The sequence below is a fragment of the Klebsiella sp. BIGb0138 genome (genome assembly GCF_004342285.1).
Taxonomy (GTDB): Bacteria; Pseudomonadota; Gammaproteobacteria; order Enterobacterales; family Enterobacteriaceae; genus Klebsiella.
In genome coordinates this window covers 345,944-367,944 of the sequence record NZ_SMCV01000005.1, presented here as the reverse complement: position 1 = coordinate 367,944, position 22,001 = coordinate 345,944, and the positions used below count along the sequence as shown (strand labels likewise).

The 22,001-nt window shown below is 59.3% G+C and carries 21 protein-coding genes and 1 pseudogene; 3 read left to right on the top strand and 19 right to left on the bottom strand.

Going from position 1 to position 22,001, the window contains the following annotated elements; genetic code table 11:
• On the bottom strand, nt 1-1,199 hold a 1,199-nt coding region (locus EDF73_RS14490), incomplete at its 3' end, for a transketolase (protein ID WP_243655220.1).
• 277 nt (nt 1,200-1,476) lie between these two features.
• On the opposite strand from EDF73_RS14490, the gene EDF73_RS14485 reads away from it, so the two are divergent.
• Nucleotides 1,477-2,235 (top strand): M48 family metallopeptidase, encoded by a 759-nt coding sequence (locus EDF73_RS14485; RefSeq protein ID WP_132729802.1) that lies wholly within the window; start codon nt 1,477-1,479, stop codon nt 2,233-2,235.
• A gap of 43 nt (nt 2,236-2,278) precedes the next feature.
• Here EDF73_RS14485 and EDF73_RS14480 read toward each other — a convergent pair whose 3' ends face one another.
• From EDF73_RS14480 to EDF73_RS14415, 14 genes are all read right to left on the bottom strand, one after another.
• Nucleotides 2,279-3,919, bottom strand: a complete 1,641-nt coding sequence (locus EDF73_RS14480; RefSeq protein WP_132729801.1) for a thiamine pyrophosphate-binding protein — start codon at nt 3,917-3,919, stop codon at nt 2,279-2,281.
• A 14-nt stretch (nt 3,920-3,933) separates the two neighbouring features.
• The gene (locus EDF73_RS14475) at nt 3,934-5,403 is read right to left on the bottom strand and encodes an aldehyde dehydrogenase (protein WP_132729800.1); all 1,470 of its coding nucleotides are present in this window, start codon (nt 5,401-5,403) and stop codon (nt 3,934-3,936) included.
• 9 nt (nt 5,404-5,412) lie between these two features.
• On the bottom strand, nt 5,413-6,183 hold the full coding sequence (locus EDF73_RS14470) for an aspartate dehydrogenase (protein ID WP_132729799.1): 771 nt from the start codon (nt 6,181-6,183) through the stop codon (nt 5,413-5,415).
• 9 nt (nt 6,184-6,192) lie between these two features.
• A complete protein-coding gene (locus EDF73_RS14465) occupies nt 6,193-6,987 on the bottom strand; it encodes an SDR family oxidoreductase (RefSeq protein ID WP_132729798.1) in 795 nt (264 codons plus the stop codon).
• Nucleotides 6,971-7,741 carry an alpha/beta hydrolase gene (locus EDF73_RS14460; RefSeq protein ID WP_132729797.1) on the bottom strand — a complete coding sequence of 257 codons (771 nt, stop codon included), beginning with the start codon at nt 7,739-7,741 and terminating at the stop codon, nt 6,971-6,973. Before EDF73_RS14460 ends, EDF73_RS14465 begins: the two co-directional genes overlap by 17 nt.
• A 9-nt stretch (nt 7,742-7,750) precedes the next feature.
• Nucleotides 7,751-8,281 (bottom strand): cupin domain-containing protein, encoded by a 531-nt coding sequence (locus tag EDF73_RS14455; RefSeq protein ID WP_132729796.1) that lies wholly within the window; start codon nt 8,279-8,281, stop codon nt 7,751-7,753.
• Between the two features lie 10 nt (nt 8,282-8,291).
• Entirely contained in the window at nt 8,292-9,548 is a 1,257-nt protein-coding gene (locus EDF73_RS14450) for an MFS transporter (protein WP_132729795.1), read from the bottom strand.
• A 26-nt stretch (nt 9,549-9,574) separates the two neighbouring features.
• Nucleotides 9,575-10,771 (bottom strand): FAD-dependent oxidoreductase, encoded by a 1,197-nt coding sequence (locus tag EDF73_RS14445; protein ID WP_132729794.1) that lies wholly within the window; start codon nt 10,769-10,771, stop codon nt 9,575-9,577.
• The gene (locus tag EDF73_RS14440) at nt 10,768-11,694 is read right to left on the bottom strand and encodes a VOC family protein (RefSeq protein ID WP_132729793.1); all 927 of its coding nucleotides are present in this window, start codon (nt 11,692-11,694) and stop codon (nt 10,768-10,770) included. The genes EDF73_RS14445 and EDF73_RS14440 overlap by 4 nt, the downstream gene beginning before the upstream one ends.
• Before the next feature lie 88 nt (nt 11,695-11,782).
• Nucleotides 11,783-12,571 (bottom strand): IclR family transcriptional regulator, encoded by a 789-nt coding sequence (locus tag EDF73_RS14435; protein ID WP_132729792.1) that lies wholly within the window; start codon nt 12,569-12,571, stop codon nt 11,783-11,785.
• Between the two features lie 13 nt (nt 12,572-12,584).
• Nucleotides 12,585-13,334 (bottom strand): SDR family oxidoreductase, encoded by a 750-nt coding sequence (locus EDF73_RS14430; protein ID WP_132729791.1) that lies wholly within the window; start codon nt 13,332-13,334, stop codon nt 12,585-12,587.
• On the bottom strand, nt 13,334-14,356 hold the full coding sequence (locus EDF73_RS14425; protein WP_132729790.1) for an aromatic ring-hydroxylating dioxygenase subunit alpha: 1,023 nt from the start codon (nt 14,354-14,356) through the stop codon (nt 13,334-13,336). The genes EDF73_RS14430 and EDF73_RS14425 overlap by 1 nt, the downstream gene beginning before the upstream one ends.
• A gap of 10 nt (nt 14,357-14,366) precedes the next feature.
• Nucleotides 14,367-14,675, bottom strand: a complete 309-nt coding sequence (locus EDF73_RS14420) for a recombinase-like helix-turn-helix domain-containing protein (RefSeq protein WP_132729789.1) — start codon at nt 14,673-14,675, stop codon at nt 14,367-14,369.
• Nucleotides 14,672-14,995 carry a non-heme iron oxygenase ferredoxin subunit gene (locus tag EDF73_RS14415; protein WP_132729788.1) on the bottom strand — a complete coding sequence of 108 codons (324 nt, stop codon included), beginning with the start codon at nt 14,993-14,995 and terminating at the stop codon, nt 14,672-14,674. The genes EDF73_RS14420 and EDF73_RS14415 overlap by 4 nt, the downstream gene beginning before the upstream one ends.
• Before the next feature lie 428 nt (nt 14,996-15,423).
• Between EDF73_RS14415 and EDF73_RS14410 the strand changes: the two genes are divergently transcribed.
• Entirely contained in the window at nt 15,424-16,635 is a 1,212-nt protein-coding gene (locus EDF73_RS14410) for an MFS transporter (RefSeq protein WP_132729787.1), read from the top strand.
• Nucleotides 16,636-16,638: 3 nt separating this feature from the next.
• Here EDF73_RS14410 and speB read toward each other — a convergent pair whose 3' ends face one another.
• From speB to EDF73_RS27955, 4 genes and pseudogenes are all read right to left on the bottom strand, one after another.
• Entirely contained in the window at nt 16,639-17,559 is a 921-nt protein-coding gene (speB, locus tag EDF73_RS14405; RefSeq protein ID WP_132729786.1) for an agmatinase, read from the bottom strand.
• A 205-nt stretch (nt 17,560-17,764) separates the two neighbouring features.
• Entirely contained in the window at nt 17,765-19,741 is a 1,977-nt protein-coding gene (speA, locus tag EDF73_RS14400) for a biosynthetic arginine decarboxylase (RefSeq protein ID WP_132729785.1), read from the bottom strand.
• An 8-nt stretch (nt 19,742-19,749) separates the two neighbouring features.
• A complete protein-coding gene (yqgB, locus tag EDF73_RS14395) occupies nt 19,750-19,881 on the bottom strand; it encodes an acid stress response protein YqgB (RefSeq protein ID WP_132729784.1) in 132 nt (43 codons plus the stop codon).
• An 85-nt stretch (nt 19,882-19,966) separates the two neighbouring features.
• Nucleotides 19,967-20,065, bottom strand: a pseudogene (locus EDF73_RS27955) (hypothetical protein); the annotation flags it as partial.
• A gap of 517 nt (nt 20,066-20,582) precedes the next feature.
• Between EDF73_RS27955 and metK the strand changes: the two are divergent.
• Complete coding sequence (metK, locus tag EDF73_RS14385) at nt 20,583-21,737, top strand: methionine adenosyltransferase (protein ID WP_132729783.1); 1,155 nt, start codon at nt 20,583-20,585, stop codon at nt 21,735-21,737.
• Nucleotides 21,738-22,001: the final 264 nt, after the last annotated feature.

The following is a 22,001-nucleotide window of genomic DNA, read 5'->3' as shown; positions in this document are numbered from 1 at the left end:
GTATCTTCGTTGATCGGTTTCGAGCCGGACCACAGGGTCAGGTTCGACGGCGCCAGGTCAGCGGAGCCGCCGAGGAATTCCGGCAGCAGCGGACCGAACGCTTCGATCGCATTCTGCGACGCTTTACGGCTGGCGATTTTAGACGGATTCGCCTGCAGCTTAGCGATGAATTCGTTGGCTTTGGCGTCGAAGTCGGCCGGCATATCGCCTTTCATACGGCGGGTGAATTCCGCCGCTTCCTGCGGGAAGGCTTTAGCGTAAGCAGCGAACTTCTCGTTCCAGGCCGCTTCTTTTGCCTGACCGGCTTCTTTGGCATCCCACTGAGCGTAGATGTCAGACGGGATTTCGAACGGAGCATAATGCCAGCCCAGGGCTTCACGGGTCAGCGCGATCTCTGCGTCACCCAGCGGCGCGCCGTGGGAGTCGTGCGTACCGGCCTTGTTCGGCGAACCGAAACCGATGATGGTTTTGCACATCAGCAGGGACGGTTTGTCGGTGACCGCACGCGCTTCTTCTACCGCGCGTTTGATCGCGTCCGCGTCGTGACCGTCAACGCCGCGCACCACGTGCCAGCCGTAGGCTTCGAAACGTTTAGCGGTGTCGTCGGTGAACCAGCCTTCCACGTGGCCGTCGATGGAGATACCGTTGTCATCATAGAACGCCACCAGTTTGCCCAGCTTCAGGGTCCCGGCCAGGGAGCACACCTCGTGAGAGATCCCTTCCATCATGCAGCCGTCGCCCATGAAAGCGTAGGTGAAGTGGTCAACGATATCGTGGCCCGGACGGTTGAACTGCGCGGCCAGCGTTTTTTCCGCGATAGCCATGCCCACGGCGTTGGCAATCCCCTGGCCCAGCGGGCCGGTGGTGGTTTCCACGCCGGCGGTGTAGCCAACTTCCGGGTGGCCCGGAGTTTTAGAGTGCAGCTGACGGAAGTTTTTCAGCTCTTCGATCGGCAGATCGTACCCGGAGAGGTGCAGCAGGCTGTAAATCAGCATCGAGCCGTGGCCGTTGGACAGCACGAAGCGGTCGCGGTCGGCCCATGACGGGTTCTGCGGGTTATGGTTCAGGAAATCACGCCACAGGACTTCGGCAATGTCAGCCATACCCATCGGGGCACCCGGGTGGCCGGATTTGGCTTTCTGTACAGCATCCATGCTCAGCGCACGAATAGCGTTAGCAAGCTCTTTACGTGAGGACATTTTGACTCCAGTTCGGACTGTTGAAGGCCATACCCTTAACGACTTGACGAGAGCGCGTTTTGGGCTACGCCAGAAAAAAGTGTCAACAATGTAACCCAAGCGCGAAAGCATGTACATGGAGCATCCTTTTGTGGTTTAAGAAATCTCCGGAACACGTTGTGCTGCCCCGGAATCTCCTCGCCCGCATCACGCAATAGTCTTTATAATTTGTGCAGGATGCGACATGCTTATCGTCGCCTTTTTCAGACAAATAATCGTAAGATTGTGGAAGATAAAAATGAAAATTCGTTCAACTATTCTTGCCCTTGGGATTGCAGCAACCCTTACCGGATGTCAGAACATGGACTCCAATGCCCTCCTCAGCTCCGGCGCAGGCGCTTTTCAGGCCTATTCGCTGAGCGATGAGCAGGTCAAAACGCTCAGCGATCAGGCCTGTAAAGAGATGGATAGCAAGGCGACCCTTTCGCCGGCCAGCAGCGAATACAGCAAGCGCCTGAATAAAATCGCCGCCGCGCTGGGGGACAATATCAACGGCCAGCCGGTGAATTACAAAGTGTATGAAACCAAGGACGTTAACGCGTTTGCCATGGCGAACGGCTGCATCCGCGTCTATAGCGGCCTGATGGATCTCATGAATGATAATGAAGTTGAAGCGGTTATCGGCCACGAAATGGGTCACGTCGCGCTCGGCCACGTCAAGAAAGGGATGCAGGTAGCGCTTGGCACCAACGCCCTTCGCACCGCCGCCGCGTCAGCGGGCGGCATCGTCGGCAGCCTGTCGCAATCTCAGCTTGGCGATCTGGGCGAAAAGCTGGTGAACTCGCAGTTCTCCCAGCGCCAGGAGTCAGAAGCGGACGACTACTCTTACGATTTGCTGCGTAAACGCGGGATTAATCCCGCGGGGCTGGCCACCAGCTTTGAAAAACTGGCCAAACTGGAAGCCGGGCGTCAAAGCTCGATGTTTGACGATCATCCTGCGTCCGAAGAACGTGCGCAGCACATTCGCGATCGCATGAAGGCGGACGGCATTAAATAAGCGCCATCCCCTCTCCGCGCGGCGGGGAGGGGAATAGCGGCACTTAGTACAGCGTTTTTTGCGGCGGCCCGGCAAAACGCAGGGCGCCAATCTGCCCCATTCTGACCTCCACCACCGACGGCCCCGGCATCGCCAGCGCTTCGGTCATCACCGACTGAAAATCCTCCGCCCGCTCCACGCTCCACGCCTGCAGGCCTATCGCCTGCGCCAGCAGCGTGAAATCAGGGGTGTGCAGTTCGTTATAATACTGGCGGCCGCCAAAATACTTATCCTGAATACCGCGCATCACGCCATAGCCGCCATCGTTCATAATCAGCAGCGTGACGTTAGCTTTTTCCTGCGCCAGCGTCGCCAGCTCCCCGAGGTTCAGGCTCAGCCCGCCATCGCCGACCAGGCCGACAATCTTGCGCTGCGGGTTGGCGATCGCCGTACCGATCGCCATCGGCAGCCCCATCCCAATCGCCCCTGCCAGCGAATGCACATTCATCAGCGGACCGTGGGCGCGGAACAAACGGCTGCCCCACAGGCTGCCGGAGACGGTGATATCGCGGACCAGAATGCCATCGTCAGGCAGCGCCTGGGCAATGGCGTCGTTCAGCTGGGCATAGGCGCCGCACTGCTCGCGCAGCCCCTGCTCCGCCAGCGTCACCGCCTCTTTTACCTGGGCGTCCCAGTGACCATTGCCCCATTCACGCCCCTGCGCTTTTGCCGCCAGCGCACCCAGTAACGCGGCGCAATCGGCAATCAGCGTGTTGTCCATCAGATAGTTACGGCTGGCCGCCGCCGGGTCGATGTCAATCTGCACCCGCGGAGAGGGCAGCGCCAGCGTCCAGGAACGGGTTTCGTTGCTGCGCAGGCGCGACCCCACCACCAGGGTAAAATCGCATTGCGCCATCAGCGCTTCAACGGAGGGTGAATTGTGGAACGCGCGCAGGCTGGCGCGGTGGCCGTCCGGCAGCACGCCGCGCCCGTGGGTACTGGAAATCACGGTGATCCCCGCGTCCGCCAGCTTCTTCACCGCCGCCGCGCTGCCGATAGCCCCGCCGCCCAGCCACAGCAGCGGCTGTTTCGCCTGCTTGAGCTGCGCCCACAGGGCATCGACCATCGCCCCATCCGCAGCGGCCGCCGGTGCCGGTTTCAGCGCCGCGGTCACCAGCGACAGCGGAATCTTCGCCCCCTGAATATCAATCGGGATCTCGACCGATACCGGTCCGCACGGCGGCGTCTGCGCCTCCTGGATCGCCTTATGCAAAATGGCGATCGCCTGGTTGGCATTGCTGATACGCCAGGCACGTTTCGAGCTGGCTTTCAGGAAGGTCAGCTGGTCGCGGGTTTCGTGAATAAAACCGGTATCGGCATCCAGCCAGGTTTTCTCCACCTGGCCGGTAAGATGCAGCAGCGGCGTGCAGGCGTTCATCGCCTCGACCAGCGCCCCTACCGCATTTCCGGCCCCCGCGCCGGTGCTGGTCAGCGCGACGCCCAGGCCGGAAAAACGGCCATGGGCATCGGCCATGGTGACCGATCCGGCCTCGCCGCGCGCCGGAACAAAGCGGATATTGCCACGCTGACCAATCGCATCGGCGACCGGCAGGTTGTGAATGGAGATGACGCCGTAAATAGCCTCAACGTTGTACTGCTCCAGCGTTCTGGCGATGGCTTCGCCGACGGTTATCATTTCGCTCATTACTCACCCTTTTCTCAGTCGCACCAGTGGTTGACGCTATTACCCGTCGCCAGATAAATGCTCTTTTGTTGCAGCCAGGCTTTCAGGCCCTGGATGCCTTTTTCGCGGCCCAGACCGCTCTCTTTAAAGCCCCCGAACGGGGTCGAAATGGAGAAGATCTTGTAGGTATTGATCCACACCGTCCCGGCTTGCAGACGATCGCTTAAGCGCAGGGCGCGTCCGCTGTCCCGCGTCCAGATCCCCGCCGCCAGACCGTAGATGGAGTCATTGGCTTCGCGGATCAGCGTCTCCTCATCGCTGAAGGGCATCGCCACCAGCACCGGGCCAAAGATCTCCTCCTGGCAGACGCGGGCGCCATTGCGTAACCCTTCGACGATCGTCGGCTGGAAATAGCTACCTGCCGCCAGCGCCGGATCCGCCGGGATCTCGCCGCCGCACAGCACCCGCCCGCCTTCACGTTTCGCCAGCTCGACGTACCCGAGGACGCTGTCGCGATGCTTTTCATTAATCAGCGGCCCGACGTGGGTGTCAGCGCTGAACGGGTGACCCAGCCGCAGCCCGCGGGTCAGCTCCAGCAGGCGCGCCATGAGCTGCGGGTAGACCTTTTCATGGACAAACAGCCGCGAACCGGCGATACACGCCTGGCCGCCCGAGCTGAAAATGCCGTAGCAAATGCCCCGCGCCGCCTGTTCAATATCGGCATCCTCCAGCACGATAGTCGGCGATTTCCCGCCCAGCTCCAGCGAGGCCGGAATCAGTTTTTCTGCCGCTACGTGCGCCAGATGGCGCCCGGTGCGGGTACCGCCGGTAAACGAAATTTTGCGCACCAGCGGATGGCGGGCCAGCGCGTCGCCAATCACCGCGCCTTTCCCCGGCAGGACGCTCAGCAGCCCGGCGGGTAGGCCGGCCTGTTCGAAGATCCGCGCCAGCTCCAGCGCCATCAGCGGCGTCGCTTCCGCCGGTTTGAGGATCACCGCATTCCCGGCGGCGATCGCCGGCGCTACCTTTTGCATCTCACTGGCGATCGGCGAGTTCCACGGGGTGATTGCCGCCACCACGCCCAGCGGCTCGTAGCGGCTCAGGGTCAGCAGATCCGCGTGGCGCGGCGTGGGCAGCTCCCCTTCCAGCAGCTCGCAGGCGGCGGCGAAATAGCGGGCGCTGCCCGCCGCGCTCATCACCAGCCCCCGCGCTTCCGCCAGCGGTTTGCCGTTGTCCCGGCTTTGCATCCGCGCCAGTTCATCAATACGGGATTCAATAATATCCGCCACGTTATGCAGGATTTTTGCCCGCAGGTGGGGCAGCATGTTGCGCCATGCCGGTTCGCGCCAGGCGCGCTCGGCATCCGCAAGCGCCTCATGCAGATCGTCGAGGCTTGCCGCATGGAGCGTGGCATTCAGCGAACCATCCGCCGGAAAGTGGCTGTGCATCAGATCGCCGCCGCCGTGCCGCCAGCGGCCGCCGATAAAAATCTTCAATTCGTCCATCGCAGCCTCTCAGCGTTGCGCCAGTTCACGGCAGGCGCGTACTGCGCTCAGCGCCGCCAGGGTGGAAGTTTTTGGGTTGCTGGCCAGCGGGAGCCCGCTCAGCTCCAGGTGGAATTCGCCGAACAGCCCTTCGACATGTAGCGTGTGGGTGTTGCGCCGGGTCGCCGGGTCAACCATCAGCTGCACGCGAGTGTCGTCCATCCCGATGCCGCCCAGCGCCACGGTCGCCGCAACGTTGGCGTTGGCCGGAAACAACCGCGCCGCTTCACGGGCGCTGCCCTCAAAAAAGATTTTCGCCTCGCTGACCGCATTCAGGTCGATCAGCATCTCCGCGTAGCTGCCGCGCCAGCTGGCCGGGCTTTTACGCGACCGATAGGTCACGCGTTCAAGCCCCCCCTCTTTCGCCGCCGCCAGGCCATCGATACCGGCCACCGCTCCGGGCAGCAGCGTTAATCTGCCGCCCGCTTCGTTTAAACGCTGTTCCAGCTCGCTATCGGCCAGCGCGCCGGTGGAGATCACCGCCAGATGCCAGCCGCGGGCGAGAATGGCTTCGCCATATTGCGCAACCGCCTGCTGGCTGGCGCACTCCAGCACCAGATCCGGGGTTTCCGCGCAGGATTGCGGGTCGTCAAGCGCGATCACCGCGTCGCCGAAGCGGGCGCGGATCGCCGCATGGTGCGTTTCCCGCGCGACAATCCAGCCCAGGGTCACCTGCGGCGGCAGTCGCTCAATCACCGCCTGCGCCATGGCGCCGTAGCCAATCAACATGATTTTTTTCATGACCACTCCTTACAGGTGACGGCAAAAACCGCCGGAGACATCCAGCGCCGCGCCGGTGGTAAACGACGCCAGCGGCGAAGCAAGGAACAGCAGCGCCTGCGCGGGCTCCTGCGGCTTGCCAAGACGCGCCATCGGGATCCCTCGTTTCCGGGCGATATCCGCCGTCCACTCGTGCCAGGTCTGACTCTGGTCCGTGCGGTTGGCGAAGCGCCGCTGCCACTGTCCTGATTCCACCATTCCCAGCAGAATGGAGTTGACGCGAATACCTTTCCCCACCAGATCTTTGGACAGCGTCAGCGTCATATTGAGCAGCGCCGCGCGGGCGGCAGAGGTGGCAATCATGTGTTCTTCCGGCTGCAGCGCCAGCAGTGAATTGACGCAGGTAATCGAGGCGATATCCGACTGCTCCAGCTGCGCCAGGAAGGCTTTGACCGGGTTAATCACGCCAAACAGCTTCAGCTCCGCCTCGTGCAGCCAGGCCTCGCGCGGGGTATCGGCAAAATGCGCCACATAGCCCTGGCCGGCGTTATTGATCAGCATGTCCACCCCGCCAAAACGGCTGGCCACCGCGGCGGCAAACGCCTGGACCTCTTGTTCCTGCAGTACATCGCAGCGCCAGGAAAAGACCTCCGCTCCGGGATACTCGTTTTGCAGCGCCGCGTGGGCGCTGGCAAGCCGGTCGGGATTGCGGCCGCAGAAAGCGACCTTCACCCCTTCCCCCAGCAGCAGACGCAGCGTTTCAAAGCCGATCCCTGACGAGCCTCCGGTGACCACCGCGACACGTCCTTCAATTTGTGCATTCATCGCGCACCTCTTCCCCTACCCGTAACAGCTGTTGATTAAAAAAGGTTTCATTATCGAGATAGCTGGCATGCCCCGCCTGTGGGATGGCGGTGTACGGCATGCCGTAGCGCAGCGCTAGCCCGTGAACCCACTCTGGCTGAGTGATCGCGTCCTGTTCGCCGCACCACACTTCAAACCGGCCGCGATAATCGCCAAGCCAGCGGTGAATGTTGTCGTGCGCCAGCATCCGCGCCGCGGCGAGATAGCCGTCATGACGCAGCTTGCGCATCCCGGCGGCGACGGTGGCTATATCGGCCGCCTTCGCCCCGGGATGCAGCAGCTTCGCCGCCCGGGTTGCCGCCAGTACGTCAACGCCCAGCGCGATCTGCTGCTGGCGGCCCTGCCAGACCTTTTCCCGCTGCGCCGCCTCCGCCTGGCCGTAGCCTTGTGCCGCATCGGCCAGCACCAGTTGCAGAACGCGTTGGGGATATTTCGCCGCAAAAGCGCTGGCGACCAGCGCACCGAGGGAGTGACCCACCAGCACCGTTCGGTCAACGCCGGCGCGGTCCAGCAGGCGCGCCAGCGCCTCGGCATAGTCGCCCGCATCGGCTTGTGCGACCGGCAGCATCGGGCTTTCGCCATAACCGGGCATATCCCAGGCCAGGACGCGGTAGCCGGGCAGCGCCATCTGTTTATGCCAGGAAGCCGCGCCGGAGCTGATGCCATGTAGCAGCGTCAGCGGCGTACCGCGTCCTTGTTCACGAAAACCCGTCATACCGCCTCCTTAATTACGTTTTACTTTCGACAGCGGATGATCTTCCGGATAGGTCGGGATATTCGGCTTCTTCGTCCCCAGCATCACGCACATCAGCGCCTCTTCTTCGCCATGGTTAAACAGCCCACGGTAGATCCCCGCCGGGACGGAGATCAGGTCACGTTCGCGCAGCACGGTTTCGGTATAGCTATCGCCGTCCTGAATCATCAGGGTGATCTGCCCTTTGAGCATGAAGAACACCTCTTCCACGTCATCATGCAGGTGCAGCGGCCCCTCACATTTCGCCGGCAGCACCATGGTGGAGAAGGTGAAGTTTTCCGCCGCCACGGTATTGGTATCGCTGGCCACGCCGGTGGCGCCGGTGCCGATATAGCGCATCTGGGCGCGGCGATATTTGGGGTCGAAATCGGCCTGGAATTTCAGCGCATTCCAGTCATATTTACGCCCCTCAAAGCGCGCGATACGCGACTCCACCCACTCTTCCATCGTCAGATGTTCAGGTTTGATACCCGGTTTTGCAGTTACGGTTGAATCAGTCATCGTTTTATCCTCAGTAACGTCTCAGCAGCGGCAGTAACAGGACGCAGCCCACAGCCGCCATCACCGCCAGAAAAATCAGCCCGGAATCCATGCTATGGGTGAAGGCGATAAGCGCGCCCATCACCGCCGGCGACAGGGCGCCCGCAAAGTTCCCCAGCCCGTTGAAAATGCCCCCCGCCGTGGCGCTGACCCGGGGATGGGTCGCCTTCGCCAGCAGGGCGAAGATGTTGGGCGCGCCGGTGCCCCACATAAAGGTGCTAAAGCTCATCGCCGCGATAACCGTCAGCGGGGTGGTGAAGTGCATCACCGCCGCCAGACCTACCGCCGCCCCGGCCAGCGAGATAAAGCAGGCGGCGGCGCGTTTATCGAGACGATCGGAGAGCCAGGCGCCAATCACTTCGCCCAGCAGCATGGCGATAAACGGCATCGACGACAGCCATCCGGCATGTTCCAGATGGATACCTTTGCCTTTGATCAGATAGCCCGGCAGCCAGCCGTTAATGCCCCACAGATAGGCCAAAAAGGCGATATTAAAGATGCAAATCATCCAGAAGTGCGGGCTGACGAACAGCTCGCGGCGCGCGGCGCGGCGTTCCTCCTGCGACACCGTCGTGCCGGACGTTTTGCTCTCCAGCTGGATTCCGCGCAGCCCGATACGCACAAACAGCAGCACCGGCAGCGTCAGCATCGCCATCACAAAGAAGGTGCTCTGCCAGCCGAAGGTATTAAGCAGCCAAATCGACAGCGGGAAGCCAATGGCCGCGCCGACCGGCGTCCCGAGTAGCCACAGCATGGTGGCGCGCGCCTGAAGCCGCGGCGGGAAGGTATGGCGGACAATGGCGAAGGCCAGCGGAAACAGCGGCCCTTCGGCGATGCCGAGCAGAATGCGCAAGGTGACCATCGCGGTGTAGTTATGGGTGAAACCCATCATCACCATTAAGATGCACCACACTGCCATCATCCCGCTAAGCAGGCGCAGGGGCGCGATACGGTCGCCCAGTCCGCTCAGCAACACCGAGGAAAAACCGTAGCTCAGTAAAAAGGCGCTCATCAGAATGCCGAGACGCGTGGTATCAAAATCAATCCCCATCGCCTGCTGGAAATGGCTATCGGAGAACAGCGCGGCAATGCTGATCTTGTCGAAAAACGCCAGCAGTACGCAGGCCAGCAATGACAGTGGAATTGCCCAGCGGACCGCTTTTTCAGGCGTACGGACGCCCTCACCGCTGGCCCCAACCGGCGCGGTGTTTGTCTCTAATGTGGTCATCTCTCCCCCTTAAGGGTGCGCGTGTGTTATCGCAATGACATCAGCGAAAAGGTCAGATCGTCGAGCGGTACGGCGGAAAGATCCCTCCCTGCCGCCATCCAGCGCTTCGCCAGCTTGACGGTACGGGCGTCGTTGAACGCCACCAGTTGGCTCAGGCGCCCGTCGGCATCGATCGAGAAGAACAGCGGCCCTTTTGGATCCGCGCGAACCACCGTCCGGCTTCCCGGCTGAGGAATCCCGAGGATCTGGATGTTGTGCGCGTATTGATCCGACCACAGCCACGGCGCTTCGTCATAACCCGCCGCCTGCGGATCGCACATCGCTTTGGCCGTCGCCACCGCCTGGTTCTGGGCGAAGGCCCAGGACTGAATGCACAGGCCATACTGGTGATGCTGCGCGACATCTCCCGCCGCGAAGATCGCCGGGTCGTTGGTCTGCCCCTGGGCGTTGACGACGATCCCGCGATCGATCGTCAGCCCCGCCTCGCGCGCCAGCTCAAGGTTAAGATCGACGCCGATCCCCACCACTACCGCATCAAAGGTTTCGCGCTGGCCGTCGCAGTGAATAACCGGCAGGCCGTTACGATCCTCCAGCTCCAGCGCGCCGCAGCCGCTACGGATCTCCACGCCCTCGGCACGGTGAACACGTTCCAGCTCCTGCGAGACTTCGCCGCTTACCGAGCGCAGACATAGCGCCGGCTGCTGTTCGAATAAGGTTACCGCCACGCCGCTTTTTCGCGCCGATGCGGCAATTTCAAGGCCAATCCAGCCGCCGCCGACCACCGCCAGCCGCGAAATCGTGGCCAGCCGGCGTTTCAGGCGCTGCGCATCCTGCCAGTGGCGCAGCGTGTAAACCTGCGGGTGTTGCGCCCATGCGTCGCCGGGCAGCCGGGCGCGACCGCCGGTGGCAATCAGCAGCGTGTCGTAGCCGAGCTGCTCGCCGTTGCTCAGCCGGACGCATTTTCCTTCACGGTCAATGGCTTCGGCACGCAGCGGACGATACCACCTGAGGTTCAACGCCTGCTGAACGTCTGCGCTGAACAGCCGCGGCAGCGCCGGTTCGGCCTCCAGCAGCGCCGCCTTTGACAACGGAGGACGTTCGTAAAAATCCCATTCTTCTTCGGCAACGACGCAAATTTCGCCGTCATAGCCTTCGTCACGCAGCGTTTTCGCCGCCCAGCCGCCCGCCTGGCCGCCGCCGATAATCACTATCCGCGCCGTCATACCGCCTCCGGCTTCTTCTGCTGGCGACGGGTGTCGTGGTCGATCCCGCCTTCCACCGCCCATTCGGTAAAGGAGACCAGCGAATGTTCCAGCTCGCGCGGCTGCCAGTTCTCCGTCAGGAAATCATCGTTGGTGTAATACTCAAACGCGCCGCCGGTCGGGCTGTTGACGTACCAGAAGTAGGCGGAAGAGACCGGATGACGACCCGGACCGATAAAGGTGCTCCACGCGTTTTTGTTCATCGCAATGCCGCCGCCAATCACTTCATGAATATCGCGCACGGTAAAGGCGACGTGGTTGAGGCCGCGTTGCCGGTTGGGCAGCTGTAATAAAAAGAGGTTGTGATGACCGCCGCGCGCGCCGCAGCGCAGGAAGACCGCGCGGTTGATATACCGATCAGAGACCTGGAAACCGAGCACCTCACGATAGAAGTTCTCTACCGCCGCCAGCTCTTCGACAAAGAACACCACGTGGCCGACGTTGATCGGCTGCGCACGCTCATAAACCGGGCTTGGCGTATCGATGCGGCGCATATCGCCCCACTGGTTAATCGGCTCAACCTTGAGCTCCACCGCGGTTTGCTGGCTGACCTGAACCCGCAGCGTCATGCCGTTCGGATCCTGACACTCAAGGGCGCCGTCGACCTCACGAAAAGCAGGCTGTTGCGCCAGCCTCGGCCGCAGGGCATCCAGCGCCGCCTGGTCCGCCACGCCCCAGGTCATACGGCGTAGGGTGTTGCCCGCCTCAAAGGCCGGCGGCAGATCCGGGCTATCAATCGGATTCAGCTCCACCCGCGCACCGCTCAGGGTGGTAAAGCGCTGGCCATCGGCATCGCCCGTCAGGCCAAAATCACGCATAAATTTGGCGCTATGGGCCAGGTCGTCGACGCCAAATTCCAGCTTTTCAATTCCGCATACACTCATGGTTCGTTGCCTCTTTACCGTTCGGTCGCCCTGATTTGGGCGTAAAACATGCCCGACGCACGCAAGCGCCTGATGTTAACTTGTTGATTTAACTAGCCTGTGATAGATACCCTAAAAAGCCGGATATTTTGTCCGCCGCCATGCTGACGTCATTTTGCAGCCGCTCGCGATCGCTTTGCGGGATCTCATCCGACGGCACCAGGATGCTCACCACTGCCGCGACCCGACCGCTGCGATCGTAGACCGGGTAGACGATGGAGGAGATGCCGTGACGGAAGAAGGATTCGCCGATCACGTAGCCGCGCGCTTTATCCTGCTGCACCATCAGCCACAGCGCTTCGCGGTCATGAATCTGCCCCGGCGTGTTGCCCGGCAGACGCTCATCGGGAAACAGCTGCTCAAATTCACTGCGGGAAACGTCGGTCAGCAACATGCGGCCAAGGGACGTACAGTGAACCGGCAGGCGGGTGCCAATACTGACCTGATTGATGCGCGAGCCGGCGGCGCTGACGCGGGCGATGTAAATAATGTCCCGGCCATCGCGGATCGCCAGATGGCTGCTGCACTGGCTGGTATCACGCAGCTGCTCGATAACCGGCTGGCCGACCTGCGCCACGTCCAGCGACGCAATATATTCAAAGCCAAGCCGCAGCACATTCATCCCAAGGGAGAAGGTGTTGGTGCGCGCATTGCGCTCCAGAAACCCCATATACTCCAGCGTCTGCACCACGCGATACGCGGTCGCTTTCGGCATATCCACCAGCCGATGTAGCTCGGCAAAGGTCAGATCGCGATGCTGTTCGCCAAATGCCAGGAGCAGCTGTAGTCCCCGCTCCAGTCCCGGCACCAGGTATTTCACTTCCTGATCGTTTGCCATACCGCCTCGCTTTTTAGTTAAAAACAAATCCGCCGTTGACCGGAATCAGCTGCCCGGTAATAAACCGCGACAGGTCGCTTAACAGCCACACCACGCTGCCGGTGACATCTTCCGGCTGCTGGGCGCCGCTTAACGCGCGCCCGTTTTCGTACAGCTGATGCCGCTCGGCAGGCACATATTCCGTCGCTTCAACGCGGGTCAGACCGGGGGCGATCGCGTTGATACGAATACGCTTTTCGCCCAGTTCACGGGCCATTGAGCGGGTCATAGCAATCACCGCGCCTTTGCTGGCGACATAGGCCATCAGGCGAGGAGCCCCCCACAGCGCGGTATCGGAAGCGACGTTGACGATCCCGGCCCCTTCGCGCAGCAGCGGCACCGCCGCCCGGGTCACCAGCCAGGTGCCTTTGACGTTCACCGACATCACCCGATCCCACAGATCCGGATCGTAATCGATCATATCTTTGCCGCCGACGCCGGTAGCCATCGCCGCGTTATTCACCAGCCCGTCGATCATTCCCTGCTCGCCGATCGCACAGAACGCCCGCGCGATGGAGTCCGCATCGGCCAGATCGATGACCTGCGATTCAATACGATAACCCTGCTCGCGCAGGCGATGGGCGCTTTCCGCCAGCTCGCCCTGCAGGATGTCGCACATTACCACCCCGGCGCCCTGCTCAGCGCAAGCTTTGGCGAAATGAAAGCCGAGGCCGCGCGCCGCGCCGGTCACCACCAGCCGTTTGCCGTTGAGCAGTCCGTTCATCAGGCGGCTCCCTGCTGCGTTTCGCGGGCGGCCAGCTGCTCTTTAGCCGCTTTTTGCATCATCCGGCGCAGGCGGGAAAGGCCCACGTCGTGCTGATACAGGTATTCGTGGTCGCGGGCGTTCGGCGCCAGGCTTTCCAGCACCACGCGATCCTGCTCCAGCACTTCCCAGTGCAGTTTTTCCTGGCGGTTGCGGTACATAAAGCGCCACAGATCGCGCTGCCAGCCCTGTACGCCACGAATACGCCAGAAGAAGACCCGGCAGTTATCGTTATCTTCCGGGACCACCATGCCGACGATCCAGAAGTGGCCGCCGGGCCCAAAACGCTTTTTGTAGGGGATCGACAGGCGCATCCAGTAAGCGCCGCTGTTGCCGAGCTCCACCCAGTCGAAGTTCACTCCGCTCTGGCCTTTCTTCTCAAAAATGAAGCCGGTTTTGGTCGGCTGGAGCACCATCTCCGCTTTACGTTCCCCTTCCGCCATCGAGTGCGACGACGAGTGCAGGTAGGTACCGTGCATCGGGTCCATGACGTTTTCCAGCGCGTACTGATAGTTGCATTTCCAGGCGGCGGTACAGAGGAAGTTGCTGTATTTATCGCTGTCGGCCAGCTCCTGCGGGAAACTCAGTTCATCCGGCTGCTGGTCGGCGGTGACGCCAAACCACAGGAAGATCGCGCCATGCGCTTCCTGGACGTTGTAGCTACGTACGCACTGCTGGCCCACCAGCGGGCATTTGTCGACCGCCGGGACATCTTTCACTTCGCCGTTACCTGCCACTTCCACGCCGTGATACCAGCAGGCGATACGATCGCCGAGGTTCCAGCCCATCGACAGGCGGGCGCCGCGGTGCGGGCAGCGGTCTTCCAGCGCCTGCAGCTGACCATCTTTGTTACGCCACACCACAATTTGTTCGCCAAGACGGGTGATGCCTACCGGGGCGGATTGCACTTCCCAGCTCGCCAGCACCGGATACCACAGGCCGCGTAAACCTTTATCGAGATAATTTTGTACCGTTGTCGTCATCGCTGTGTCCTCAGTAGCCGTTTACCTGCAAAAACGCCTGAAAGCTGGCTTCGCTCCAGGGCTCGCCTTGCCGATCGTGCATCTTCAGCGCGTTCAGCCCGTCCACCAGCTGCGTCAGGCTCTCCGCCCCCTGCTCAAAAAGCGTTTCGAGGGTAGCGATAAGCTGCAGCTCCCAGTTTTCCGGAACGCGACTGCGGGTTTGCCAGATAAGATTGTGATAGTCGCCGGGCTTATGAATGTTGCCATTCCCGCCTTCCGCGGGGGGCGTAAACTGGCGACTTTCCGGCAGCGCCGGGTTGAAGTTCAGGATTTCGCTCATGCCACACTCTCCTCGATAAACGTAATCTGGATCTGCTTGTCGAATACCCGCACCGGGTAACGATTGAGGTTACGGCCGCCCGGACCATGCAGGCATTGCCCGGTTTTCACATCGAAAACCGCTTCATGCAGCGGGCATTCGACCTTGCCGTCTTCCACAAAACCCTGGCTTAACAGCGCGTAGGCATGGGGACACACGTCTTCCAGCGCGTAATACTCACCATCAATCAGATAAATACCGATTTCTTTACCGTCGATGTTGCCGCTATAAGGGAAATCTTCCTGTACCTGCTCTGCGTCACATACGCCTATCCAGCTCATCACGATCCTCCAGGCTTTGTTTCATATATGAAACTCTGTTTCTTATTTAATACGGTCAATATAAAAGCGTTCAATCTTTCGTCAAGCGGTAATGTGAAGGATTTGTTAACTGATCGCTATTTAGTTAGCTAAGTGTGCAATTGATCACGAAAAATTACGGTAATATGAAATTGTGATATTTAACGGGAGAAGTAAAAATAAATTAACCTGGCGATGTAATTTTCGAAAATGACTATTGACTTCTTTTCCTGATGATCATTAAAAATGGTCATCGGGGCATATCGTGCGGTTTCACCTGTGAAACAACATTTTTATTTATCATTAAAAAACAATGAGTTTCACAGGTTAACCATTTTACCTGCGTGACTATCACCGTTATTAAAAAATAAACACATCGCTTCATCAGAGACCGGGAGAAAAAAATAAAAATGACCGCAAGATGGCAGGGTACAATCGCGTTGCTGTTGTTAATTATCATCTCTTATATTGATCGGGTAAATATTTCAGTGATGATACTTAACCCCGACTTTGCCGCCCACCTTCAGTTAAATGAAAACAGAATGTTACAGGGAATGCTAATGACCTGCTTTCTGCTGGGCTATGGTTTTTCGGCATTATTATTAACGCCGGTTATAGAAAGTAAGCTGCATTACCGCCAGGGATTGCTTGCCAGTATCGCCGTCTGGGCGGTGGTCTGCGCGATTTCGCCCGTAGTGGGTTCGCTGATGGGGATGCTGATCGCCCGCCTCATTCTGGGGATCGCGGAAGGCCCGCTATTTTCCCTTAAGACACGGTTTATCAGCGACAACTTTGCCGCCGAAGAGATTGGCAAACCGAATGCCATCACCGCCCTGGGGGTCTCTTTGGGGTTGGCGGTAGGCTTTCCGCTGGTCACTTTTTTAGTCGCCCATCAGGGATGGATGGGATCGTTTTATAGCCTGGCGCTCCTGAACCTGGTGCTCGGCGGTGGGCTGATCTGGCGCTTCCTGCCCGCGCCAGCCGCCGCGGTGAAACACCGCCAGCCCGGTTTTCAGCAGACCTTTATGCTCGCCTGGCGAACGCCGCTTCTCGGCTGGATCGTGCTGGTTGAAATTGCCACCCTTAGCTATCTGTGGGGCAGCAGCGCCTGGCTGCCGGCCTGGCTGCGCGATGAGCACCACTTTTCCCTGCAGGCGACCGGCTTTCTGGCCGCAATTCCATTCCTGCTCAGCCTGGGAGCGAAATTTCTCGGCGGCGTGCTGCTCGACAAGATGCGCCCGGAACAGGCGCCGCTGCTGTTTATCATCGGCGGCGCGCTGACGGCCTGCTCGGTCGTGGCGCTGATACTCAGCCAGCAGCCGGCTCTGCTGGCGCTGTTTATGCTTTCGGCGAATCTCTTCTGGGGGCTACAGGGGGCGGCGATCCCGGCGGTGGTGCAGCATCATGCGCCACGACAGGCGGTAGGCAGCGCCTACGGGATCATCAACGGGGTAGGCAACATCTGCGCGGCGTTTATTCCGCTGCTGATGGGGATGGTGATGAAGTCGGTGGGCTCGGTCAGTTCAGGATTTTCGGTACTGGTGGCGTCGCAGCTCATCACCCTGCTGGCCGGAGGAATGCTGCTGCTGCGCATGCGTCGCGCAGCAGCAGTGAGCGTCTAAGGCTTATTCGCCTTTTTTCGCCGCCTGGATGTAGAGCATTTCCAGCGCCAGGGTCGCCGCCGCCAGGGCGGTGATCTCAGACTGGTCATAGGCCGGGGCCACTTCCACCACGTCCATCCCGACGATGTTCAGATCCTTCAGGCCGCGCACCAGTTTAATCGCGCGGTCGGAGGTCAGCCCGCCGATCACCGGCGTACCGGTGCCCGGGGCAAACGCCGGATCCAGGCAGTCGATATCGAAGGTCAGGTATACCGGCATATCGCCGACGATCTGCTTCACCTGGGCGATGATGTCATCGACGGTGCGATCGTTCACCTGGCCGGCATCCAGTACGGTAAAGCCGTTATCCTTGTCGAATTCAGTACGAATACCGATCTGCACAGAGTGGTTCGGATCGATCAGCCCTTCTTTCGGCGCGGTGAAGAACATGGTGCCATGGTCGAATTCGCAGCCGTTGGCGTAGGTGTCGGTATGGGCATCAAAGTGAACCAGCGCCATTTTACCGAAATGCTTCGCGTGGGCGCGCAGCAGCGGCAGGGTCACGAAGTGGTCGCCGCCGAAGGAGAGCATACGCTTACCGGCCGCCAGCAGTCTTTCCGCATGCGCCTGCAGCTTCTCGCTCATCTCACGCGCGTCGCCGAAGGCGTAAACCAGATCGCCGCAGTCAACCACGTTCAGGCGCTCGCGCATGTCGAAGTTCCATGGGAAGCGGTTATGTTCCCACGCAAGGTTAGTAGAGACCTGACGGATCGCCGCCGGGCCATGACGGCCGCCCGCGCGCCCGGAAGTCGCCATATCGAAAGGCACGCCGGTAATGACCCAGTCAGCATCGCTGTCGTACGGCTGGAAATTCAGCGGCAGACGCAGAAAACCAAACGCGTTAGATACCAGGGAGTTATCGTATTGATGACCTAAGGTGCTCATGGGTATGACCTCTTTTTACAGTCGGTGTATGTAACTACAGATATAAAAAAACCCTTCCGCGTCGTTAGGCCCGACGAGGAAGGGTTTGAATAGGGTTGCTGCTTTGTGGAGCGAATTATCGCCATTAATGCATACGGGTTCAAGTCAGTATAGCGTTTGTGTGACCTGATGCCCTCTCGACAACGCAAAGAGGGCTCGCCGAACGTTACTCGTCTTCCAGATAAGTGTAGCCGTACAGACCGGCTTCGAACTCTTCGAGGAACTGCTGCTGCAGCGCTTCGTCGAGACCGGAATTTTTCACCTGATCGCGGAACTGGGTCAACAGCGTGTTCGGATCCAGCTGCACATACTGCAGCATATCCGCCACGGTATCCCCTTCATCGGAGAGTTCAACTTCGACGCTGCCGTCAGGGAACACAAACACGTCTACCGCTTCGGTATCACCGAACAGGTTGTGCATGTTGCCGAGGATCTCCTGGTAGGCGCCAACCATAAAGAAGCCCAGCATCGGTGGGTTCTCAGGATCGTATTCCGGCATCGGCATGGTGGTGGCGATGCCGTCGCCATCGACGTAATGGTCGATGGCGCCATCGGAGTCGCAGGTGATATCCAGCAGCACCGCGCGGCGTTCAGGCACCAGGTTCAACCCTTCCAGCGGCATCACCGGAAACAGCTGATCGATACCCCAGGCATCCGGCATCGACTGGAACAGCGAGAAGTTGACGTAAATCTTATCCGCCATACGTTCCTGCAGTTCGTCGATAATCGGACGATGCGCGCGGTTGCTTGGGTCGAGCTGTTTCTGAACTTCATGACACATGTTCAGATACAGCTGCTCAGCCCAGGCGCGCTCCTGGAGGTTAAAGGTGCCGGAAGAGTAGCCGATATGAATATCGTGCAGATCCATCTGGCTGTCGTGCAGCCATTCGCGCAGCGAGCGACGGTTGCCGGTCTCGTGCATCTCCTGCCAGGTTTCCCACATGCTTTGCAACGGACGCGCCGCATCTTGCGCCGGCGGCGTCGCCTCGGTGTATTCGTTACGCTCAACGCCGATGATGTTGGAGACCAGCACGGTGTGGTGTGCGGTAACCGCACGCCCGGATTCGGTAATCACCGTCGGGTGCGGCAGGCCGTTCTCTTCGCAGGCGTCGCCAATCGCCCAGATAATGTTGTTGGCGTACTCGTTCAGACCGTAGTTCACCGAGCAGTCAGACTGCGAGCGAGTCCCTTCGTAGTCCACGCCCAGGCCGCCGCCGACGTCAAAGCACTGAATATTGACGCCCAGCTTGTGCAGTTCGACATAGAAACGTGACGATTCGCGCACGCCGGTGGCGATATCGCGAATGTTGGCCATCTGCGACCCCAGGTGGAAGTGCAGCAGCTGCAGACTTTCCAGGTGTCCCGCCGCGCGCAGAATCTCAACCAGCTGCAGAACCTGCGTTGCCGCGAGGCCGAACTTCGATTTTTCGCCGCCGGAAGATTGCCATTTACCGGAACCCTGCGAAGCCAGACGCGCACGTACGCCAAGGCGCGGCACGACATTCAGGCGCGCGGCCTCTTCCAGCACAATCGCGATTTCCGACATCTTTTCGATAACCAGATAGACCTTATGGCCCATCTTTTCACCGACCAGCGCCAGACGGATGTACTCGCGATCTTTATAGCCGTTACAGACGATAACGCTGCGGGTCATGCCGGCATGCGCCAGCACCGCCATCAGCTCGGCCTTGGAACCGGCTTCCAGCCCCAGCGGCTCGCCGGAGTGGATCAGCGACTCAATCACGCGACGATGCTGGTTCACTTTAATCGGATAGACCAGGAAGTAGTCGCCGTTATAGCCATAGGACTCACGCGCGCGTTTAAAGGCGGCGTTAATCGAACGCAGGCGGTGCTGCAGAATTTGCGGGAAGCAGAACAACGCCGGCAGGCGCTGTCCCTGTGCTTCACGTGCTTTCACTAATTCAGCAAGGTCAACGCGCGCTTCCGGAACGTCAGGATCCGGGCAAACGCTGATATGGCCCAGTTCGTTAACGTCGTAGTAGTTATTACCCCACCAGGCAATATTGTAAGTACGTAGCATTTTGCTGGCTTCCTGGGAGCTCATCGCAACCTCCTGCATGGAACGTAGTACACCGTGTTCGCCTGCTGACGAAGGCGAAACTGAAGACATGTCGTCAGACATAGCGAACCTCAAATTTTAGTCGTAAGTGTAAAACAGTTAACTACTATCGCAGTCCGAAGACACGATAACAACCCATGAACAGTCCTAAACCCCAGCAGATAGTGCTGGCTTTGCGACTGCGCGACCGGTTTCTTATTCATATCATAGTAAAACACATACCCGAACGTAGTATGACAGTCCGGAGAAACCACGAGAAAACCCTTGCGATAGCAAGAGCGCCCTTGTTCAGTTTTCAGATAGCCTGCCGGCCCTGGAATCCTGAGAAGCGCCGAGACGGGTAGAACGTCGGCTGGTGTGCATGAAAGAGATGCAGAGTGCGGGAAAGTCACGCGCGACGGAACGACGCGACGAATCGGATGAAAAACGTGGGTTCATTATCTGGTATCACCTCCACACTGCCCCGGTACGGGCCAGCGACAAGCCAAAGCTAGACATACCGCAGCCGCGTGCCGAAACGCCGCTGAGGAATTCTGTAAATACAGACTGCTTAACCCGGCTGGAAGTGGCGTCACGAGATGCTCTTCGTGCGCTTTTTTAATGAGCCGCGCGCGGCGTTTTATACCGATAAGCCGGCTAAAATGCAAAATAAAAATAGGCGACTTGCCGCGATTGGCAGGAAAAATTTCCACCCTTCATTTTTCGTAAATGCGAAGCCGGTCAAAAAAGGCTGGAAATGGGATTAAGATTTGACCTAAAATAGCCATCCAGAAGTTAATCCGTCTATACTGATTAACACTCAGACTGCTCGTGTCACTACCTGCAAGCTTTGGTAGAATCATCCATCAAAGCTAATCCACACAACAGTATGAGCTACACGAATACTCCACAGGTAAAATAAAACATGGCAAAACACCTCTTTACGTCCGAGTCCGTATCAGAAGGGCATCCAGACAAAATTGCTGACCAAATCTCCGATGCCGTGCTGGACGCGATCCTTGAGCAGGATCCGAAAGCGCGCGTCGCGTGTGAAACTTATGTCAAAACTGGCATGGTGCTGGTCGGCGGTGAAATCACCACCAGCGCATGGGTTGATATCGAAGAGATTACCCGTAATACGGTTCGTGAAATTGGCTACGTGCATTCCGATATGGGCTTTGATGCCAATTCCTGCGCCGTCCTGAGCGCCATTGGCAAGCAGTCTCCGGACATCAACCAGGGCGTTGACCGTGCCGATCCGCTGGAGCAGGGCGCGGGCGACCAGGGCCTGATGTTTGGCTACGCCACCAACGAAACCGACGTGCTGATGCCGGCGCCGATCACCTATGCGCACCGTCTGGTGCAGCGTCAGGCTGAAGTGCGTAAAAACGGCACCCTGCCGTGGCTGCGCCCGGATGCGAAAAGCCAGGTTACCTTCCAGTACGACGATGGCAAAATCGTTGGGATTGACGCGGTGGTGCTGTCTACTCAGCACGCGGAAGAGATCGACCAGAAATCGCTGCAGGAAGCGGTGATGGAAGAGATTATCAAGCCGGTTCTGCCGACCGGGTGGCTGAATGCCGCCACCAAATTCTTCATCAACCCGACCGGTCGTTTTGTTATCGGCGGCCCGATGGGCGACTGCGGCCTGACCGGGCGTAAAATTATCGTTGATACCTACGGCGGCATGGCTCGTCACGGCGGCGGCGCGTTCTCCGGTAAAGATCCGTCTAAAGTTGACCGTTCTGCGGCCTACGCGGCGCGTTACGTTGCCAAAAACATCGTGGCCGCTGGCCTCGCCGACCGCTGCGAGATTCAGGTTTCCTACGCCATCGGCGTGGCTGAACCGACCTCCATCATGGTTGAGACGTTCGGTACCGAGAAAATCGCCCCTGAGCAGCTGACGCTGCTGGTTCGTGAGTTCTTTGACCTGCGTCCGTACGGCCTGATCCAGATGCTGGACCTGCTGCACCCGATCTATAAAGAGACGGCGGCATATGGCCACTTTGGTCGTGAACACTTCCCGTGGGAAAAAACCGACAAAGCCGCGCTGCTGCGCGAAGCCGCCGGTCTGAAATAATCCTGCCGCTTTGCTAAAAAAGGCCAGCCTTGCGCTGGCCTTTTTATTATCTGCACGTCCTGCTTCTCTCCCCTTCGCCGCGCATCCTCCGCGAATTCCCAATGAAAATGAAAGCGATTACATAGGCAGTGAAGCCAAAAACCTGGATAAATAATGGGTTAGTGAAACGGTTTTCACTATGTTACATCCTGTTTCAGGCTTATCTGATTATGACTTTTTGTCAGCCAATCTATAATCATATATATAGTTGAATTTAATCACTTT

Coding starts and splice junctions, on each gene's coding strand:
- EDF73_RS14485 (WP_132729802.1), top strand. CDS start 1,477: ATGAAAATTCGTTCAACTATTCTTGCCCTTGGGATTGCAGCAACCCTT.
- EDF73_RS14480 (WP_132729801.1), bottom strand. CDS start 3,919: ATGAGCGAAATGATAACCGTCGGCGAAGCCATCGCCAGAACGCTGGAG.
- EDF73_RS14475 (WP_132729800.1), bottom strand. CDS start 5,403: ATGGACGAATTGAAGATTTTTATCGGCGGCCGCTGGCGGCACGGCGGC.
- EDF73_RS14470 (WP_132729799.1), bottom strand. CDS start 6,183: ATGAAAAAAATCATGTTGATTGGCTACGGCGCCATGGCGCAGGCGGTG.
- EDF73_RS14465 (WP_132729798.1), bottom strand. CDS start 6,987: ATGAATGCACAAATTGAAGGACGTGTCGCGGTGGTCACCGGAGGCTCG.
- EDF73_RS14460 (WP_132729797.1), bottom strand. CDS start 7,741: ATGACGGGTTTTCGTGAACAAGGACGCGGTACGCCGCTGACGCTGCTA.
- EDF73_RS14455 (WP_132729796.1), bottom strand. CDS start 8,281: ATGACTGATTCAACCGTAACTGCAAAACCGGGTATCAAACCTGAACAT.
- EDF73_RS14450 (WP_132729795.1), bottom strand. CDS start 9,548: ATGACCACATTAGAGACAAACACCGCGCCGGTTGGGGCCAGCGGTGAG.
- EDF73_RS14445 (WP_132729794.1), bottom strand. CDS start 10,771: ATGACGGCGCGGATAGTGATTATCGGCGGCGGCCAGGCGGGCGGCTGG.
- EDF73_RS14440 (WP_132729793.1), bottom strand. CDS start 11,694: ATGAGTGTATGCGGAATTGAAAAGCTGGAATTTGGCGTCGACGACCTG.
- EDF73_RS14435 (WP_132729792.1), bottom strand. CDS start 12,571: ATGGCAAACGATCAGGAAGTGAAATACCTGGTGCCGGGACTGGAGCGG.
- EDF73_RS14430 (WP_132729791.1), bottom strand. CDS start 13,334: ATGAACGGACTGCTCAACGGCAAACGGCTGGTGGTGACCGGCGCGGCG.
- EDF73_RS14425 (WP_132729790.1), bottom strand. CDS start 14,356: ATGACGACAACGGTACAAAATTATCTCGATAAAGGTTTACGCGGCCTG.
- EDF73_RS14420 (WP_132729789.1), bottom strand. CDS start 14,675: ATGAGCGAAATCCTGAACTTCAACCCGGCGCTGCCGGAAAGTCGCCAG.
- EDF73_RS14415 (WP_132729788.1), bottom strand. CDS start 14,995: ATGAGCTGGATAGGCGTATGTGACGCAGAGCAGGTACAGGAAGATTTC.
- EDF73_RS14410 (WP_132729787.1), top strand. CDS start 15,424: ATGACCGCAAGATGGCAGGGTACAATCGCGTTGCTGTTGTTAATTATC.
- speB (WP_132729786.1), bottom strand. CDS start 17,559: ATGAGCACCTTAGGTCATCAATACGATAACTCCCTGGTATCTAACGCG.
- speA (WP_132729785.1), bottom strand. CDS start 19,741: ATGTCTGACGACATGTCTTCAGTTTCGCCTTCGTCAGCAGGCGAACAC.
- yqgB (WP_132729784.1), bottom strand. CDS start 19,881: ATGAATAAGAAACCGGTCGCGCAGTCGCAAAGCCAGCACTATCTGCTG.
- metK (WP_132729783.1), top strand. CDS start 20,583: ATGGCAAAACACCTCTTTACGTCCGAGTCCGTATCAGAAGGGCATCCA.